This is a genomic window from Roseibium sp. RP-7, from assembly GCF_053005225.1.
The window spans coordinates 2,001,821-2,018,201 of sequence record NZ_JBRKQA010000001.1; the positions used below are offsets into that span (position 1 = coordinate 2,001,821).

A 16,381-nucleotide genomic window follows, 5' to 3' on the forward strand; every position below is an offset into this window, starting at 1 on the left:
ACAGCTTTCAGAAAGCACTCGTAAGGCGCTTTTTTCAAAGGTGTCTAAAAAAGTTCTTGGAGCATACAAAAAAATCTGGTTACATCAAAAAAATTTTGATGGGAGTAAAAATCTTTGAGCAGTTCGACAGCACGTGCCGCTTCCGATGTCGATACAAAGGTTGGCGCGCTGATCCGTGCGCGGCGCCGGCAGCTGGGGTTCACCCTGCAACAGCTCAGCGATGCTTCGAACCTCTCGGTCGGGTATCTCAGTCAGGTCGAGCGCGATCACGCGACACCGACACTCGGATCTCTGGCGGGAATCGCCCGGGCACTCGGCGTCGGGCTGGATTATTTCGTGGCCCAGCCACGGGCCCAGGATGCACTGACCCGTGCCGCCACGCGGCCCAATTTCTCCATTTCCGGTTCCGCCGTAAGCTATGAGCGGCTGGCAACCGAGTTTCCAGGCAATCAGCTTTCTTCGTTCATTCTTACCGTGCCACCGGGATATGCCTCGGAAACGGTGAGCCACGAGGGCGAGGAGCTGATCTACATCCTGGAAGGGTCCATCACCCAGTACCTCGACGGCGAGGCGATGGTGATGACAGCTGGCGACAGCCTGCATTATCGGGGCAACACCCCGCATGCCTGGTCAAACCCGAACGATGCTCCGGCAAAGATTCTGTGGACCGGCACCCTCACGATTTTCAACGCCGGCGACGAGAAAACCAGCCGCATCGAGCTGGTGTCGCCTGACAAGAACGCGGTGAAGCCGAGCCGCGCCAAAAACAAGAACAAATCCTAACCCCTGACAGACGGAGACGAAGAAATGAAACTTTTAAGGACCGCGCTTCTGGCGGCCGCCCTGGCAATGCCGATGGCAATGCCTGCCGGTGCCGCGACACCGGACAACATTCTGGTGGTGGCGCAGAACATCGACGATATCGTCGCGATCGATCCTGCCCAGGCTTACGAGTTTTCCTCCGGCGAACTCGTGACCAATGTCTACGACCGACTTGTGCAATATGACGCCGAAGACCCAACAGTTCTGGCACCGGGCCTTGCTGCCGAATGGCAGGCTGACGCTGATGCCAAGACCATCACCTTCACCCTGCGCGACGGTGCGACGTTCCATTCCGGCAATCCGGTTCGCGCTGAAGACGTGGTGTTCTCCTTTGCCCGTGTCATCAAGCTGAACCTCACCCCGGCCTTCATCCTTGCCCAGCTTGGCTGGACGGCGGAAAATGTTGAGGACATGGTCACGGCCGACGGCAACAAGGTCGTTGTCAAATACGAAGGTGACTTCTCTCCGGCGTTCGCCCTCAACGTCCTGGCTGCCCGTCCGGCTTCCATCGTCGACGAAAAGACGGTGATGGAGCACGAGGAAGATGGCGACATGGGCAACAAGTGGCTCAATGCCAATTCCGCCGGTTCCGGTCCGTTCGAACTGCAAACCTACCGCGCTGGCGAACTGGTGCGTTACAAGTCCAATGCCGACTACTTCAAGGGCGCGCCGAAGGTTGAAGGCGTGATCATCCGTCACGTGGCCGAAGCCGCAACCCAGCAACTGCTGCTGCAGTCCGGTGATGTCGACATGGCCCGCAATCTGACGCCGGACCAGATCGCCGGCATGGAAGGCGACACCATCAAGGTGGAAACCTATCCGCAGGCAGCCGTCCACTTCCTGTCCTTTAACCAGAAGAAGGACGTGCTGCAGCCTGAAGCGGTGTGGGACGCGGCGCGTTACCTCGTCAATTACAAGGGTATGACCGACAGCTTCCTGAAGGGCCAGATGGAAATCCATCAGGCTTTCTGGCCGAAGGGCTTCCCGGGCTCCTATGACGAGACGCCTTACACCTACGATCCGGAAAAGGCCAAGCAGATCCTGGCGGATGCCGGCATCGAGACGCCGATCACGGTAACCCTAGACGTGATCAACTCCACCCCGTTCACGGACATGGCCCAGTCGCTGCAGGCAAGCTTTGCCGAAGCCGGGATCAATTTCGACATCATCCCGGGCACCGGTTCGCAGGTTATCACCAAGTACCGCGAGCGCAGCCATGAAGCGATGTTGCTCTATTGGGGCCCGGACTTCATGGACCCGCACTCCAACGCAAAGGCCTTTGCCTATAACAGCGACAACTCCGACGACAACTACCAGGCAACCACCACATGGCGGAATGCCTGGGCTGTTCCGGCCGAGATGAACGACATGACCAAGGCTGCCCTGGCCGAGAGCGATGCGGAAAAACGCAACGGGATGTATGTCGAACTGCAGAAGGAAGTTCAGGCCAAGTCGCCGATCGTGATCATGTTCCAGGCGGCCTATCAGGTCGCGATGGACCAGAAGGTCGAAGGTTACGTCAACGGTGCGACGTCCGACTTCGTCTACTATCGTCTGGTAACGAAAAACTGACGCCAGAAACCAGGCCGTCCCGGTTTCCGGGGCGGCTTTTTTGTTTGCTGACACAGCACACTGACTGACCAACCCCTCCGGAGTTTCCTGAAATGTCTTCCCTTTCCGATCAGCGCCTTGCTGCTCTGCGCGAGCGGATGTCTGCGACCGGGACCGACCTTGTGGCCATCGGTCCGTCCAGTCACATGATGTATCTGGCTGGTCTCGATCCTCATGGCGACGAACGGCCGGTGATGCTTCTGGTTTCCAGGAGCCATGCGGGCTTTCTGATGCCGGCGCTCAATGTCGACAGCTCACGCCAGAAGACGCACTTGCCCTTCTTCCCCTGGCGTGACGACGACGGACCGGACGCCGCGCTTGCCACATTGCTGGAAGCCTCCGGACTTCCGCAATCGCCAAGTGTCGTCATCGACGAAACCATGCGTGCCGATTTTGCCCTTCTGTTGCTGGACGCGCTCCCGGGGGCTTCTCGCCGGTTTACGGATGACACGGTCGGCTTCCTGCGCGCTCGAAAGGAAGAGGACGAATACCGCCGTCTTAAAGCCAGTGCCGTTCTGAACGACACTGCCGCCATGGCGGGCTTCGACGCCCTGACACCCGGCATCACGGAACTTGAGATCGCTGCCGTCATCCGGGACGTTTACAAACAGGCAGGCGCGACCCCGGTATTCACCTCGGTCTGTTTCGGTGGGAACGGCGCCTTTCCGCACCATCACACTGGCGAAACTCAGCTGAAATCCGGGGATGCCGTGCTGATCGACACCGGTGGACGTCTCGAGGGTTACCCGTCCGACATGACCCGTGTTGGCTTCTTCGGAACGCCTACGGCGGAATTTGAGAAGGTCCACGCCATCGTTAACAAGGCTGTGGAAGCAGCGCTTGCCGCTGCAAAGCCTGGGGTCTTGGCAAAATCGATCGACAAGGCGGCTCGGGATGTCATTGCAGATGCGGGCTATGGTGACTTTTTCACACACCGGACCGGCCACGGCCTCGGAATAGACATACATGAACCGCCATATTTGACGGCGACCTCCGAAACCGTACTGGACGAGGGCATGGTGTTCTCGATCGAACCCGGCATCTATCTCCCCGGCCAATTCGGCCTGCGTCTTGAGGAAATCGTCATCTTGCGGAAAGACGGCGCGGAAATCCTCTCGGACCTGCCACGTGCGGCGGTTGTAAGGTGAGGGTGCTCCAGTAAACGGACACGAAGCCGTTTTGGGAAACGAGGTCGGATTGTGGTTCCTTCGCCCTTGAAGGAACCTGAAAATCTTATACAGATTCGCGGCAAGACCTGCCTTGAAGCGGGGCTTGCCACGAAACGTGACCGCGAGACCCGAAACGGATTCATGCTCGAAGTAATTGAACTGGACATTCCCGAGGTCAAGATTCTCCGGCCGAAGAGGCATGGTGACAGCCGTGGTTTCTTCTCCGAAACCTACAACAAAGCGCTTCTTTCCGACGCCGGAATAGACATCGATTTCGTCCAGGACAATCATGCCTACTCTGCGGAAAAGGGAACGGTCCGCGGTCTGCATTACCAGACGCCGCCGTTCGCGCAGGACAAGCTGGTGCGTGTCGTGCGCGGAGCGATACTGGATATCGCTGTGGATCTGCGGCAAGGGTCTCCGACTTACGGCAAACACGTCTCGTCCGTCATTTCCGCGGAAAACGGCGATCAGATCCTGGTTCCGATCGGATTTGCCCACGGGCTGGTGACCCTGGAGGCGCACACGGAGGTTCTCTACAAGGTCTCGCATTATTATGCTCCAGAGCATGACCGGGGCATCGTGTGGAACGATCACGATCTGGACATTGATTGGCGAATACCCGAAGCCAATGCCATCCTGTCGCAAAAGGATCAGAAACTCCCACCATTTGCCGATGCTGCCAGCTGTTTCACGTACCCGGAGGCCAGAGAACGATGAAGGTTCTTGTCACGGGGGGCGCCGGCTTTATCGGTTCGGCGCTCGTGCGAAAGCTGGTGTTGCAAGGCCTGGCGGAAGTCGTCACAGTGGATGCCCTCACATATGCCGGTAACCTGGCGTCCCTGGCTCCGGTCATGGAAGATCGCCGCCACCGGTTCGTGCAGGCAGACATCCGGGACGGGGAGGCAATGGCCAGTCTGCTGGAGGCAGAGGCACCCGACGCTGTCATGCATCTGGCGGCTGAAAGTCACGTCGACCGGTCGATTGATGGCCCGGCTGCCTTTATCGATACAAATATCGTGGGCACCTACACCTTGCTGGAGGCAGTGAGGGGGTATTGGTCCGGCTTGCCAGTGTCTCGAAAGGAAGCCTTTCGCTTTCATCATGTGTCCACCGATGAAGTCTATGGCAGTCTCGGTCCAACAGGGGCCTTCAAGGAAACGACCGCATACGCGCCGAATTCTCCTTATTCCGCATCAAAGGCGGCGTCGGATCACTTGGTCAGGGCTTGGCACCATACGTATGGATTGCCGGTGGTCACCACCAATTGTTCCAACAATTACGGGCCTTACCAGTTTCCGGAAAAACTGATCCCGTTGATGATCCTGAACGGCCTGGAGGAAAAGCCTCTGCCGGTCTATGGCGCGGGAGCAAATATCCGTGACTGGCTACATGTCGAAGATCATGCGGATGCGCTGTGGCTGGTCTTGATGCGCGGCACACCGGGCCAAGTTTACAATATCGGCGGTGACGCAGAGCGTCGAAACATCGATGTAGTCCATCTGATCTGCGATCTGCTGGACGAAACGGTGCCCGCAGGAAAACCCCGCCGAGAATTGATCGCGTTCGTGACAGACCGTCCTGGCCACGATGTGCGCTATGCGATGGACATTTCGCGGATCGCTGCCGAACTCGACTGGCGACCCAGTTATTCCTTCGAAAGCGGGTTGCGCCAGACGTTGGACTGGTACCTTGCCAATCGCAGCTGGTGGGAGGCAATCCGTAGCGGTCAATATAGAGGGGACAGGCTGGGACTGGGTGCAAATGGTTTTTCAAGTGCATCTGCCGGTGTTCCATGAGCCGTGTTCTACTTACGGGAGCGAACGGTCAACTCGGTTATGAAGTCATTCGGCAAGCCCGGGCGCTGGCTCTTGATGTTGTGGCTCTCGACAGATCGACACTTGACATAACCGATCGCAAAGCCGTTGCGGATGTCGTCCAGAACTTGGCACCCGACCTGATCATCAATGCGGCTGCATACACTGCCGTTGACCGTGCCGAGACCGACCGGCAGGCCGCCTTTGCGGTCAACCGCGACGGAGCGCGCAATCTTGCGGAAGTGGCCGAACGGCGCGGTGCCGTCTTGATACATTTCTCCACAGACTACGTGTTCGACGGGGCAAAGCCGCAGCCTTATGTGGAAGAAGATACAGTCGGCCCGTTAGGCGTATATGGCGAAAGCAAGGAGGCCGGGGAGGCTGCCGTCCGCACAGTCTCAGAACGTCACCTGATCCTGCGCACGTCCTGGGTATACGGCGTGCATGGTGCGAACTTTGTTCGGACGATGCTGAGGCTCGCACGGGAGAAGGATGAAATTCGGGTGGTCACCGACCAGACAGGATGCCCGACATATGCCGCCGACCTGGCTGAAATCGCATTGCAGCTATCCGTGCAGGTCCTGAAGGGCGATTTTCCGAAGGGTGGATACGGAACATTTCATTGTGCCGGACAGGGGCAGGTGAGCTGGCATGGGTTTGCATCCAAGATATTCGAACTGGCCGGGGAACGATTATGCAAACAGCCGGAGCTAATTGGCATTCCGGCGTCGGAATTTCCAACGCTTTCAAATCGGCCGGCGAACTCGGCGCTTGACTGCTCTAAACTGTCACGTGTCCACGGCCTTTCCGCCAGGGACTGGCCATTGGCACTGTCCGACATGCTTGACCGCCTGTATCTAAACGCCTGATATCTTGCGGGCAAGCAATTGGAATTGGAGTTGGACAATGAAAGGCATCGTGCTGGCGGGCGGAAGCGGAACGCGTCTCTTCCCGGTAACAAGGTGTATTTCCAAGCAATTGCTGCCTGTCTACGACAAGCCGATGATCTACTATCCGTTGAGTGTTCTGATGCTTGCCGGGATAAGAGATCTCCTGATCATAACTACACCACGCGATGCCATGGCTTTTCAGAGCCTTCTGGAAGACGGCGCGCGCTGGGGCATCAATATCAGCTATGCAGTGCAACCTGAACCGGTCGGCATCGCGCAGGCGTTCCTGATCGGAGAGGAGTTCCTTGCTGGCCAGGAATGTGCGCTGATCCTGGGAGACAACCTTTATTACGGACATGGTCTGACGGAAATTCTTGCGAGAGCTTCAGCGCGCAAGTCCGGCGCGACTCTGCTCGGATACGAGGTGGCGGAGCCGGAACGATATGGTGTCATCTCGTTCGACCCGTCAGGCGCGCCGGTTTCAATCGAAGAGAAGCCAAAGTCCCCCCGGTCGTCCTGGGCGGTAACAGGGCTTTACTTCTATGACAAGGACGTCGCCGCCATCGCTTCCGATATCCGTCCGAGTGCGCGCGGTGAACTTGAAATCACGGATGTGAACGCCCGGTACCTGGAGCGTGGAGACCTGCATGTTGAACAGCTGGGGCGGGGATTTGCCTGGTTCGACATGGGGACACATGACAGTCTCATAGAATCCGCGACATTCGTGCAGGCCATCGAGAAAAGACAGGGCCACCGCATCGCCGTTCCGGAAGAAATTGCGTTCAAGAACGGTTGGATTACTGTGAATGATCTGGAACGGCTGAGCGAAGAATATTCCAGCAACGGATATGGGAAATACTTGGCGAAATTGGCGCAAGGAGCCTAGGGCCAGTTGTAGTATTTACCTGCTGGCAATTCAATGCATGTGTTGGATGTATTTTTGAATTTTGAATGGAAAATAGACTATGACAGCCCTTCGCGGGATTAAGCAGGTTTTCAGTTCACCTTTTACTTTTTGTGCCGCATGCTGGTGGTTTGTTCTAGGCAAGAAAGTTCGCGCGCAGAATAGATTTCGCGCAATATTTAGCAGCAATAATGTCCAAGTTCAGAATAATCGTATTGCGAATGCGGTGTGCGAGGCGCATGCAAAGCTTTCAGATGAGGAAATTGTAAACATTCATCAGGAAATTGAAGGCTGGAAAGATAAGCCTCTCATTTCCATTGTAATGCCTGTCTACAATACCGATGAAAACCAACTTCTGGCCGCGATTGCGTCCGTCAGGCAGCAGATTTATCAAGAATGGGAACTCTGCATTGCGGATGACTGTTCGACATCCCCTCATGTATGTGCGATCCTGGAAACTGTCGCCGCGCAGGATCAGCGTATCAAGCTGGTCTTCAGGGCGACAAACGGACATATCTGCGCAGCGTCAAATTCCGCTCTCGAGATTGCCGAAGGTCCTTTCGTCGCATTTATGGACCATGACGATCTTCTGCCAATCCACGCTCTCTTTTATATTGCGAAAGAAATCCTACTGCATCCAGATGTGGATCTTATCTACTCGGACGAAGACAAGATAAGGGAAGATGGAAGGCTTGATGGACCTCATTTCAAACCAGACTGGAATGAGGAACTGTTCCTCGCACAAAACTATCTGAACCATCTCAGTGTTTATAGAAGATCGCTGCTTCAGCAAGTTGGCGGACTACGGGAAGGTTTTGAAGGCAGTCAGGACCATGACCTTGCACTTCGGGTCGTCGCGAAAACGGATGCCGAACGCATTCGGCACATTCCGAAAATTCTGTACCACTGGCGCGCTTTTCGTGGTTCGGGATCCTTCTCGGATCGGGCCTTGGCACAGGCGATCGATGCACGTCAGCGCGCCGTTCGTGATTACCTGGCATCGAATTACCCGGAGAATAAGGTTGCAGTTGTTGGCGGACCATATGGGTGTAACAGGCTGTATCGCGAACTTCCTGCCCCTCCGCCCCATGTCACTCTAATAATACCGACACGAGACCGGCTATCTTTTTTGAAAAGTTGTCTCGAGACTATTTTCAATAAGACAGCTTACCCATCATTCGACGTACTTGTTGTCGACAACGAGAGCGTCGAGACGGAAACGCTCAACTATCTTAAAGAGGTATCAAAACGGCATCCTGTCTCCGTCATACCAGCACCCGGAGAATTCAACTATTCGGCATTGAATAATCTTGCAGTTTCACAGGCAAAAGGGGATGTCATTGCGCTCTTGAACAATGATGTCGAGGTGATTTCATCCGAATGGCTTCGTGAAATGGTGTGCTACGCAGTAATGCCGCACATAGGAGCTGTAGGTGCCAGGTTGCTTTACGATAACGGCCTGGTTCAGCATGCAGGTATTATCCTTGGCACTGGCGGCATAGCCAATCACGCATTTCACGGCTATCCGGCGGCAGATAGTGGCTATCAGGCAAGACTGCAGCTACCTCAATACGTTTCAGCGGTGACGGGAGCGTGCCTTGTGGTTGAGAAGAAGAAGTATCTTTCGGTCGGCGGACTCGACGAAAAGGATCTTAGGGTAGCTTACAACGATGTTGATCTTTGTTTGAAGCTTTCCGCCTCTGGCCTACACAACGTGTACACACCTTACGCCAACCTTATTCATCACGAGTCAGTTTCAAGAGGTAGGGATATCTCCGGCGAAAATGCTGCAAGACTAGAGCGAGAAGGAAATATTATGCGGGATCGGTGGGGTCGCCTGATTGTCTCTGACAAGTATTACAACGTTAATTTTTCCAGAGATAATGCGTGTTTCAAATATAAATTAAATAGAAACTATTCTTGACCATGTTGTTCATTTATAGTCTTAAGCAGAGTAAAGTTGGAAGGTAAAAAACGAACGGTTGCCGACGGGCTTGCAGCAACGCTTTGATTTTGATTGGTGCTCTGATTCTTCCAATTTAATACGGCGTCGTTACAACGAAAAATCGTACAAGTCGCACTTTCAGCTAGCTTAGAAATTTCTAATTCTAGTGATCATCAAGATCAGGGGTAAAGATATGAGATGCTGATAGAGATTATGTATATTTTTTGGAAAGCTGTTAGAAGTGAAATATTTGAATGTTCGGTGAAGTCATATGAATCTCTTTGAATTTGGAGTTTCTATAAACAGTGAAAAACTGGAAATAATTAACTCAAAGGCAAAGAGATTATACATTGTTTCTGGTTCAAGCCGAGGGGGAACTTCAGCGTTAGCATACGCATTGAGGCGTGCATCCGTTCACTTTGGTAAAGTTGACGCGAATAATCACGAGTTGCCGGAATTGATGTCTCCTGAATTGACTGAAGACAAAATGAAATTGGCAATCGACGGTTTATTAGATGAAAAAAACATTTCTGGAGTTAAACTTCCAAATTTTTCATTTTACTTAAAATGGCTCTCAAAGCAGTATCCAGATTCTATTTTTATGTATATTTTGAGAAATCCATTGGATATTTCAACTACCATTATGACAAGAAGTCCATCCCATAGTATTAATAAATCAGACTTGCGTATTGGTGTTCAGCACGCATTTCGTTTCTACTCGGCTATGGTCAACGTCGTCGATGAGATCGAGCAGCCATTCTACCTCATTTCTTTTGAAAAGATGAAAACGCGACCTGAGCGGTTTGTTGATTGGCTTGAACAGGTGGGAATTAACTTTTCAGATGATGTTAAGTCTCAACTGGCCAAAGAACTGGCGGCGCCAGGCTATAAGAAACTTCCAATGGATAATATCTGATAGGCCGCACTATTTGCTTTGAACTCAACTAATGCTGCGAATTATCCAAACACGTCGACCAGAAGGCTTTCTGTTCTCTTCCGGCAATTTCATTTCGCTCATGAACGGGTGCGAGCGATCCGACGAGATCCTGAAAGTTCCGTTCAATCGACAGCGACAGCAGGTTGTCCACCCAGGTTCGAACGCTGTTTTTCCAGACCAGGCCCACGCGGTTGACACGAACGAAGTCAGCATAGGCCCAGCTGTCGCTGTACACACCAACGCCTCCACAAACGGCATGTTCTGCCAGCTTGTTCGCGGATCGGGCATCGTTGAAGCTGGAAGGTATTACCGGGTAGAGAAGAACGTCAAACCTGTGTTTGAAAAGGCGCTTGCGATAGAAATACCAGTCGAGGTGCCTCAAAACTCGTAGCTTGGGGTGCGTTGAAAGCTGCGGCGGTACATCGTGATCTCCAACGATTGTCAGTTCGGCATTTGCGCCTGTCGCCAACAGGTTTTCAAATACCTCAAGGACGAATTTTCGATCGGCGGCGTGGCTGGCAGTTCCCAGGTAGCCGATCCTGAGCGGTGCATCTGCCGGCAGGTCTTGATAACACCAGTCCGTCGAAAGTGCTTCTGACCAAAACGGATCGAGCATTTTGACCTGAAATCCTTGTTGCTCGTAGACCTCGAACAAGGCAGGCGAAGGGACAACAATCGTGTCGGCTGCAGTTACCAGCTTGTTGTGCTGTCCATTGCGAAGGCTCAGCAAACGTTGCCGGTAAATTTCAGGCAGTGACACATCGTGGTCGGCTGCCCATAAATTGTCATCGATCACGTAATAGAGCCGTTTTGTCTTTTCATTCAAAAGACGCTCGACGACGCCCGGATGATCACGACGGCAGACGACAACTGCATCACGGGTGGAAAACGAATTGACACCTTCGCGCTGCAAGCTCCGCTCGCGGTTGGAATTCAGAAAATAGATGTCTGTTGTTGGAATGGTTTTGAACGAAGAACACAGATTACGCGCGAGGACGCTGTAGCAATAGTAAAAATCATCAGACGACTTTCTCGAAAATTTTGTCGCTATTCTCATCAAAAAAATACTCGGAATATTCGAATACGAACTGGTAGCTATGATTACTCGGAATACAGCATAATCAGGTGCCAGTTCCGTGCCGTGGCCGCAAGCTGCCATACGTTGTCACGGTAGGTAAGTTTACGCATAGCGTGCATCCGACGGCAAGCAACTGCGGGAAGCGAAAATGGCAGACTGTGATACTTCTGGGTGAAACGTTGGAATGCTGAACGGCAAACGCAATGCGGCGCTGGATGGAGTTCCAGCCGCATACTCGTTCAAAATCTGCAAAATATTTGGGGAAGTTTGTGTTGGTCGGGCAGGCCGGATTTGAACCGACGACCCCTTCACCCCCAGTGAAGTGCGCTACCAGGCTGCGCTACTGCCCGAACGGACCCTACCTAGCTTGTTCGCATGCCAAGCGCAAGCAGGTTGTTGCGCTTCTTTGGAGGCTTTTCCAGACATCTGTTACTTGCGGTAGGGGAAGTCGGGAACCGGTCGTGCAGGGCGGCCATGGCCGAGCTTTTCAGCGGCAATCAGGCCCCAGGCCAGGCCGTAAAGCATATACATGTGCCGCCAGTGGTCGGTGTCGATGATCACCGACAGTATAAGATGCGCGGTAAACACCGCGAAGACGGATTGGGTGAAGGCAGTCCACGGGCGGGATTTGAACAGGAGCGGCACCAGCGCGCAGAACGTCCATAGCGCCATCAGAATGTAGATCGAGCCGCCGAGCCAGCCGTAGGTCGTGTAGCCTTTCAGATAGACGTTGTGTTCGTCTTCCGGGAAATACTTGTTGAACTCCAGCGGGCCGAGCCCGAGCGGGTGTTCCATCACCAGCTGAAAGCCGAGCGAGTAGCGGGCGAAACGGCCAAGGCGGGCACCGTCGTAGGATTGTACGAGCTTTGCCCGTTCTGCGAACATGTCGGCGACCGTATCGACCGAAAGCGCCGCGCCGATCAGTGCGAAGACCGCAAGAATGCCGATTACGCCGAGCAGCACCAGGCGTGCCCGGCGGGCAGCGGCCTTTTCGGTGACGAGCGCCAGGAAATAGACCAGCAGCACCGATGCCGACAGCACACCCCACGCACCGCGTGAAAAACTCAGGAAGACACCGAGCAGCAGGACGGCAAGCGGCACCAAAAGGTGCAGGTTACGCAGCACCGATTGCCGGAGCAGCTTCTGGACCAGAAGTACCGTAGGCAGCACAAGGAACGGACCGAACACGTTGGGGTCTTGGAAAGTGCCACGGGCTCGATCGTAGAGCGTGAAATAGGACGCGCCGGGGAAAAGCTGAAAGTAACCGGCAACGCCTATGGCAGCCACAAGCACGGCGCTGGCGATATAGCCGCTCTGGATGACCCTGAACCTGCCGGGGTCTTCCGCGATAATCGCAGCATAGAAGATTGCAGTGATTGCCAGAAAGCCGGAAACGGCGATGTACATGATGGCATCGCCCATCTCCTTGGCCATAGGAATGGAGGCGACACCACCTGCAATGTAAAGCATCAGGCAGATGATCAGCGGACCGAATTCACGACGAAGTTTCAGGCCGCAGGCAAGCCAGACGACCGAAAGCAGTGCCATGTAGAGTTCGTAAGGTGCCGGCTCCTCGATTACGAACCCGGACAGAAAGGCTGCAAGCCACAGTGCGCCGTTGCCCAGGCTCCTGGCCTGAAGACCGATAGGCGCGCGTGCATGAGGCGTGCCGCCAAAATGGTCGGTCGCAAGGCTCAATAAGCGTTCTCCGTATTGAGCAACCGGAAGGGCGTCTGGATCAGGATTTTCAGGTCGAACAGGATCGACCAGTTCTCGATGTAGTAGACATCGCACTCCACGCGCTTCTGGATCTTTTCCGGTGTATCGACTTCACCGCGCCAGCCGTTGATCTGCGCATAGCCGGTCACGCCCGGCTTGACCTTGTGCCGCGCGAAGTAACCGTCAACGACGTCGTCCCAGGTCTTGTTGTTGGTATGGGCGTTGACAGCATGCGGGCGAGGTCCGACGAGCGACAGGCTGCCGCCGAGAACGTTGAAAAGCTGCGGTAATTCATCGATCGAAGTCTTGCGGATGAAGCGACCGACCCTGGTCACGCGGGGATCGCCCTTGGTTACCACCTTCTTGGCGTCCGGATCGGCCATTTCCGTGTACATGGACCGGAATTTCAGAACTTCGATGATCTCGTTGTTGAAGCCGTAGCGTTTCTGCCTGAACAGGATCGGCCCCTTGCTGTCCAGCTTCACGGCGATGGCAGCGGCGATCATGACCGGCAGCAGCGTGATGATGGCGAGCGAAGCGAAGACAAGGTCGAAGATCCGCTTGGCTACCATGTCCCAATCGGCTATCGGCTTTTCGACCACGTCGACAAATGGGACCGTACCGATGAAGCTCGATCCGCGGTTACGAAAGCGAACCTTGTCGGTGTGGGCAGAAAGCCGGATGTCGACCGGCAGAACCCAGAGTTTTTTCAAAAGCTCCAGCACCCTTTGCTCTGCACGCAAGGGAATGCAGACAATGAGCATGTCGATGCGTGCCAGACGGGCGAATTCCACCAGCGCACTGATGTTGCCGAGCTTCGGATAGCCGGCCACCACTGGCGGCGAACGTTCGTTGTTCCGGTCATCGAAAATACCGCAAATGCGGATGTCGTTGTCCGCCTGGGCTTCCAGGTCGTGGATCAGTTCCTGGGCGGCGGTGCCGCCACCGACGATGATCGCGCGCCGTTCCAGGCGACCGGATTTCATCCAGTGACGCACCAGCCGATAGACAATGAAGCGTGACAGGCAAAGGCCGGTCAGGCTTATCGCGAACCAGGCGCCGATCCAGGCATCTGACAGTTCCGTACCGATGCCTGTTGTGGTGCGCAGAAGCGCGAACATGGCGAACACGAGCGTCCAGCCGGCGGCAACGCGTCCGATCTGCGACAGACCCTGGCGCATGACCGGAACCTGATAGACGTCTGCGGCCTGGAAAAAGGCGAGCGCAAACAGGATGGCGGCGCCAGTAACAAACAGGTTGCCAAGTCCGAAACCAGCCGCTTCGGGACTGGTAAAGACTGCGAACAGGGCGGTGCCAGCGATCAGAAGTACATCCGTCAGACGCACCATACCGGTGAGAACGGTGACGGAAACGCCCTTGCCACCTAAGCCTTGAGCAATTTCAAAGGCATCGGCCGAAAGGCTGGTGTTGGCGGCGGACAGAACCTCGACGTTGCTTTGGCCCGTCGCGCCATGAACGGTATGTCTGAAATGCTTTTCCAATCTGTGCCCCAAAGCGGATGTCCCGCCTGGAACAGGCTTCGGTTCGGCCGCATCAGAGGGTTTTAAAAATGGGGTATTCATTATCGGTTGCTCGATCTGGCAAGAACAGTCTGCGCACGCGGCACGGCTGATACACTATCAGCTTGGACCGGTGTCGAGCTATCGGTCGGGGCGATGCCCTGGATTTCCTGGTAGAGGGTGGTGATTCTGTCGTTCATGAGGTCGACCGAGAAAGTCTCTGCAAGGCAGCTGCGCAGGTTTTTTGCCTGCTGAGCCATCTTGGCGGGGTCTGCAAGTGCTTCTTCCATGGCCGTGGTCAATTTGCCGATATGGCCTGGTTCCACCAGCCGATTGGCATAGCGGCCAAATATTTCCGGAATGCCGCCGACGCGTGTCGCAATCAGCGGACGTTCTGCCGCCACGGTCTCCAGGATGATATAGGGCATGGCTTCGGCGCGTGAGGGAACAACGACGTTCCTGGCAAGCTTGAAGGCTTCACGAGCGGGAAGGGCACCATGGAACGTGATTGCGCCGTCGAGCCCCAGCTTCCTCACCATGTTCCGATACCGCTCTTCGTCCGGGCCTTCACCAACGATGTGAGCCTTGGGCGCGCTGCCGTTCTTCAGGCGAATGTTGTAAAGCGCTTCAATGAAAAGGTCCGGTCCCTTCAGGTCACGCAACATTCCGATATAAAGGAAATCGGCGGCTGCTTCATCCACCTGAACGGGGGTGAATTCGTCTGGTGTCAGCCCGTTGTAGACAATGCGCGATCGGGCTTTCGTGTGACCGACCTTGCTTTCGTAGGCTGCGGCTTCATAGTCGGACACAAAGATCAGCCCGTCGGTCAGGCGGCCAAGGAGCCGTTCCAGCGTGTGGTAGACCCGGCCTTCGAAGCGATTGGGATCATAGTGCAGGCTGCCGCCATGGGGGCAATAGACGCGGGCGGCTTTCTGGCCGCGCAGGCGCAGAACGCTGCCGATCAGGCGCGCATAGGCGCCACCTTTTGCCCCGTGTCCATGCAGGATGTCGGGTTTCAGGTCCCGGATGTGCTTGTAAAGGGAAACAGTTGCCGTCAGATCCTGTACGGTCAGCTGACGTTGCATGGGAAAGCGTGCAATGCCAAGAGCTAGCCTCGGCTTCAGCTCTTCAAGAAGCTGATTGTCGAAAGCACTGCCCGTGTTGCTGTCACATACGAGGCCGACATCGTGTCCCGCTTCCGACTGGCAGATGGCCAGATCCCGGATATGGCGGAAAATGCCGCCAATGGGCGAGCGCACGCAATGCACGATCCGCATGGGGGTCGTTGTCATGATGCAGTATCCCTGTTGCTACCCCCAGGTTTCTTGTCGAACCTGTGGGGCACTGAAACTGCACCCTAACAAAGGGAGGTGAGTCCACAGTTAACTTGGCGGGACCCTAAAAATAACGCTCACGGACGTAAATTGTATCACCGGGACGCACCGGGTCCGAAATGGGCACACGGCCGTTTAGAATTTCACCGTTGAGCTGTCGGGTGATATCCACATCTGACTGCAGCGCCCGCGAACTGAAACCACCCGCTGTTGCGATGGCGTTTTGAACGGTCATGCCGGCAACGTAATTATATTGGCCTGCATTTTGCACTTCACCCATGACGAAGATCGGACGATAGGTATCGACCTCCACCGAGACGTCCGGATCGCGGATATAGCCCTGACGCAGCTTGGCCGAAATTTCGGATGCCAGGCCTTGCTGGGTCTTGCCGCGCGCAGCGACGCTGCCGACCAGCGGGAAGGAAATATATCCTGCTTGATCAACGACATAAGTATTGGACAGGTCATCCTGGCCGAACACGATAATGCGCAACTTATCGCTTGAGTCCAAACGATAAGGCTGGGTCAGTGTTTCGTGAAACGCTGTCGGCGGCTGTCTGTACCCGCTGCATGCAGCAAGGCCCAGGCACAAGCCCAGGACAACAAGCGCTCTCGTTCGCATCAACGACTCTCCT

The 16,381-nt window shown here is 55.0% G+C and carries 14 protein-coding genes and 1 tRNA gene; 9 read left to right on the plus strand and 6 right to left on the minus strand.

The annotated features are described in order from the left end of the window. Positions 1-114 precede the first annotated feature (114 nt). The 9 genes from ACVDG9_RS09100 to ACVDG9_RS09140 all read left to right on the plus strand — a co-directional run bounded on the left by ACVDG9_RS09100 (position 115) and on the right by ACVDG9_RS09140 (position 10,074). The gene (locus ACVDG9_RS09100) at positions 115-783 is read left to right on the plus strand and encodes a cupin domain-containing protein (RefSeq protein WP_370199242.1); all 669 of its coding nucleotides are present in this window, start codon (positions 115-117) and stop codon (positions 781-783) included. 24 nt (positions 784-807) lie between these two features. Beyond that, positions 808-2,394, plus strand: a complete 1,587-nt coding sequence (locus ACVDG9_RS09105) for an ABC transporter substrate-binding protein (protein WP_077290250.1) — start codon at positions 808-810, stop codon at positions 2,392-2,394. Positions 2,395-2,486: 92 nt separating this feature from the next. Continuing rightward, entirely contained in the window at positions 2,487-3,581 is a 1,095-nt protein-coding gene (locus ACVDG9_RS09110) for a M24 family metallopeptidase (protein WP_447237791.1), read from the plus strand. A 162-nt stretch (positions 3,582-3,743) separates the two neighbouring features. Then, entirely contained in the window at positions 3,744-4,322 is a 579-nt protein-coding gene (gene rfbC, locus ACVDG9_RS09115) for a dTDP-4-dehydrorhamnose 3,5-epimerase (protein ID WP_075281641.1), read from the plus strand. After that, a complete protein-coding gene (gene rfbB, locus ACVDG9_RS09120; RefSeq protein ID WP_447237792.1) occupies positions 4,319-5,401 on the plus strand; it encodes a dTDP-glucose 4,6-dehydratase in 1,083 nt (360 codons plus the stop codon). The genes rfbC and rfbB overlap by 4 nt, the downstream gene beginning before the upstream one ends. Then, entirely contained in the window at positions 5,398-6,288 is an 891-nt protein-coding gene (gene rfbD / locus ACVDG9_RS09125; protein ID WP_447237793.1) for a dTDP-4-dehydrorhamnose reductase, read from the plus strand. The genes rfbB and rfbD overlap by 4 nt, the downstream gene beginning before the upstream one ends. Positions 6,289-6,325: 37 nt before the next feature. After that, positions 6,326-7,195 carry a glucose-1-phosphate thymidylyltransferase RfbA gene (rfbA, locus tag ACVDG9_RS09130; protein ID WP_075281485.1) on the plus strand — a complete coding sequence of 290 codons (870 nt, stop codon included), beginning with the start codon at positions 6,326-6,328 and terminating at the stop codon, positions 7,193-7,195. 79 nt (positions 7,196-7,274) lie between these two features. Further along, positions 7,275-9,137 carry a glycosyltransferase gene (locus ACVDG9_RS09135; RefSeq protein ID WP_447237794.1) on the plus strand — a complete coding sequence of 621 codons (1,863 nt, stop codon included), beginning with the start codon at positions 7,275-7,277 and terminating at the stop codon, positions 9,135-9,137. Between the two features lie 292 nt (positions 9,138-9,429). After that, on the plus strand, positions 9,430-10,074 hold the full coding sequence (locus ACVDG9_RS09140; protein WP_296600957.1) for a sulfotransferase: 645 nt from the start codon (positions 9,430-9,432) through the stop codon (positions 10,072-10,074). 28 nt (positions 10,075-10,102) lie between these two features. Here ACVDG9_RS09140 and ACVDG9_RS09145 read toward each other — a convergent pair whose 3' ends face one another. The 6 genes from ACVDG9_RS09145 to ACVDG9_RS09170 form a co-directional block, all read right to left on the minus strand. Then, positions 10,103-11,152 (minus strand): glycosyltransferase family protein, encoded by a 1,050-nt coding sequence (locus tag ACVDG9_RS09145; RefSeq protein WP_447237795.1) that lies wholly within the window; start codon positions 11,150-11,152, stop codon positions 10,103-10,105. 294 nt (positions 11,153-11,446) lie between these two features. Next, a tRNA-Pro gene (locus ACVDG9_RS09150) sits at positions 11,447-11,523 on the minus strand. A 79-nt stretch (positions 11,524-11,602) separates the two neighbouring features. Further along, complete coding sequence (locus tag ACVDG9_RS09155) at positions 11,603-12,871, minus strand: O-antigen ligase family protein (protein WP_447237796.1); 1,269 nt, start codon at positions 12,869-12,871, stop codon at positions 11,603-11,605. Continuing rightward, the gene (locus ACVDG9_RS09160) at positions 12,868-14,475 is read right to left on the minus strand and encodes an undecaprenyl-phosphate glucose phosphotransferase (protein WP_447237797.1); all 1,608 of its coding nucleotides are present in this window, start codon (positions 14,473-14,475) and stop codon (positions 12,868-12,870) included. Before ACVDG9_RS09160 ends, ACVDG9_RS09155 begins: the two co-directional genes overlap by 4 nt. Further along, positions 14,475-15,704 (minus strand): glycosyltransferase family 4 protein, encoded by a 1,230-nt coding sequence (locus tag ACVDG9_RS09165; protein ID WP_447237798.1) that lies wholly within the window; start codon positions 15,702-15,704, stop codon positions 14,475-14,477. Before ACVDG9_RS09165 ends, ACVDG9_RS09160 begins: the two co-directional genes overlap by 1 nt. Before the next feature lie 106 nt (positions 15,705-15,810). Next, positions 15,811-16,368 (minus strand): polysaccharide biosynthesis/export family protein, encoded by a 558-nt coding sequence (locus ACVDG9_RS09170; RefSeq protein WP_023003844.1) that lies wholly within the window; start codon positions 16,366-16,368, stop codon positions 15,811-15,813. Positions 16,369-16,381: the final 13 nt, after the last annotated feature.

Coding starts and splice junctions, on each gene's coding strand:
- rfbA (WP_075281485.1), top strand. CDS start 6,326: ATGAAAGGCATCGTGCTGGCGGGCGGAAGCGGAACGCGTCTCTTCCCG.
- ACVDG9_RS09145 (WP_447237795.1), bottom strand. CDS start 11,152: ATGAGAATAGCGACAAAATTTTCGAGAAAGTCGTCTGATGATTTTTAC.
- rfbD (WP_447237793.1), top strand. CDS start 5,398: ATGAGCCGTGTTCTACTTACGGGAGCGAACGGTCAACTCGGTTATGAA.
- ACVDG9_RS09160 (WP_447237797.1), bottom strand. CDS start 14,475: ATGAATACCCCATTTTTAAAACCCTCTGATGCGGCCGAACCGAAGCCT.
- ACVDG9_RS09110 (WP_447237791.1), top strand. CDS start 2,487: ATGTCTTCCCTTTCCGATCAGCGCCTTGCTGCTCTGCGCGAGCGGATG.
- ACVDG9_RS09165 (WP_447237798.1), bottom strand. CDS start 15,704: ATGACAACGACCCCCATGCGGATCGTGCATTGCGTGCGCTCGCCCATT.
- ACVDG9_RS09140 (WP_296600957.1), top strand. CDS start 9,430: ATGAATCTCTTTGAATTTGGAGTTTCTATAAACAGTGAAAAACTGGAA.
- ACVDG9_RS09135 (WP_447237794.1), top strand. CDS start 7,275: ATGACAGCCCTTCGCGGGATTAAGCAGGTTTTCAGTTCACCTTTTACT.
- ACVDG9_RS09170 (WP_023003844.1), bottom strand. CDS start 16,368: ATGCGAACGAGAGCGCTTGTTGTCCTGGGCTTGTGCCTGGGCCTTGCT.
- rfbB (WP_447237792.1), top strand. CDS start 4,319: ATGAAGGTTCTTGTCACGGGGGGCGCCGGCTTTATCGGTTCGGCGCTC.
- ACVDG9_RS09105 (WP_077290250.1), top strand. CDS start 808: ATGAAACTTTTAAGGACCGCGCTTCTGGCGGCCGCCCTGGCAATGCCG.
- rfbC (WP_075281641.1), top strand. CDS start 3,744: ATGCTCGAAGTAATTGAACTGGACATTCCCGAGGTCAAGATTCTCCGG.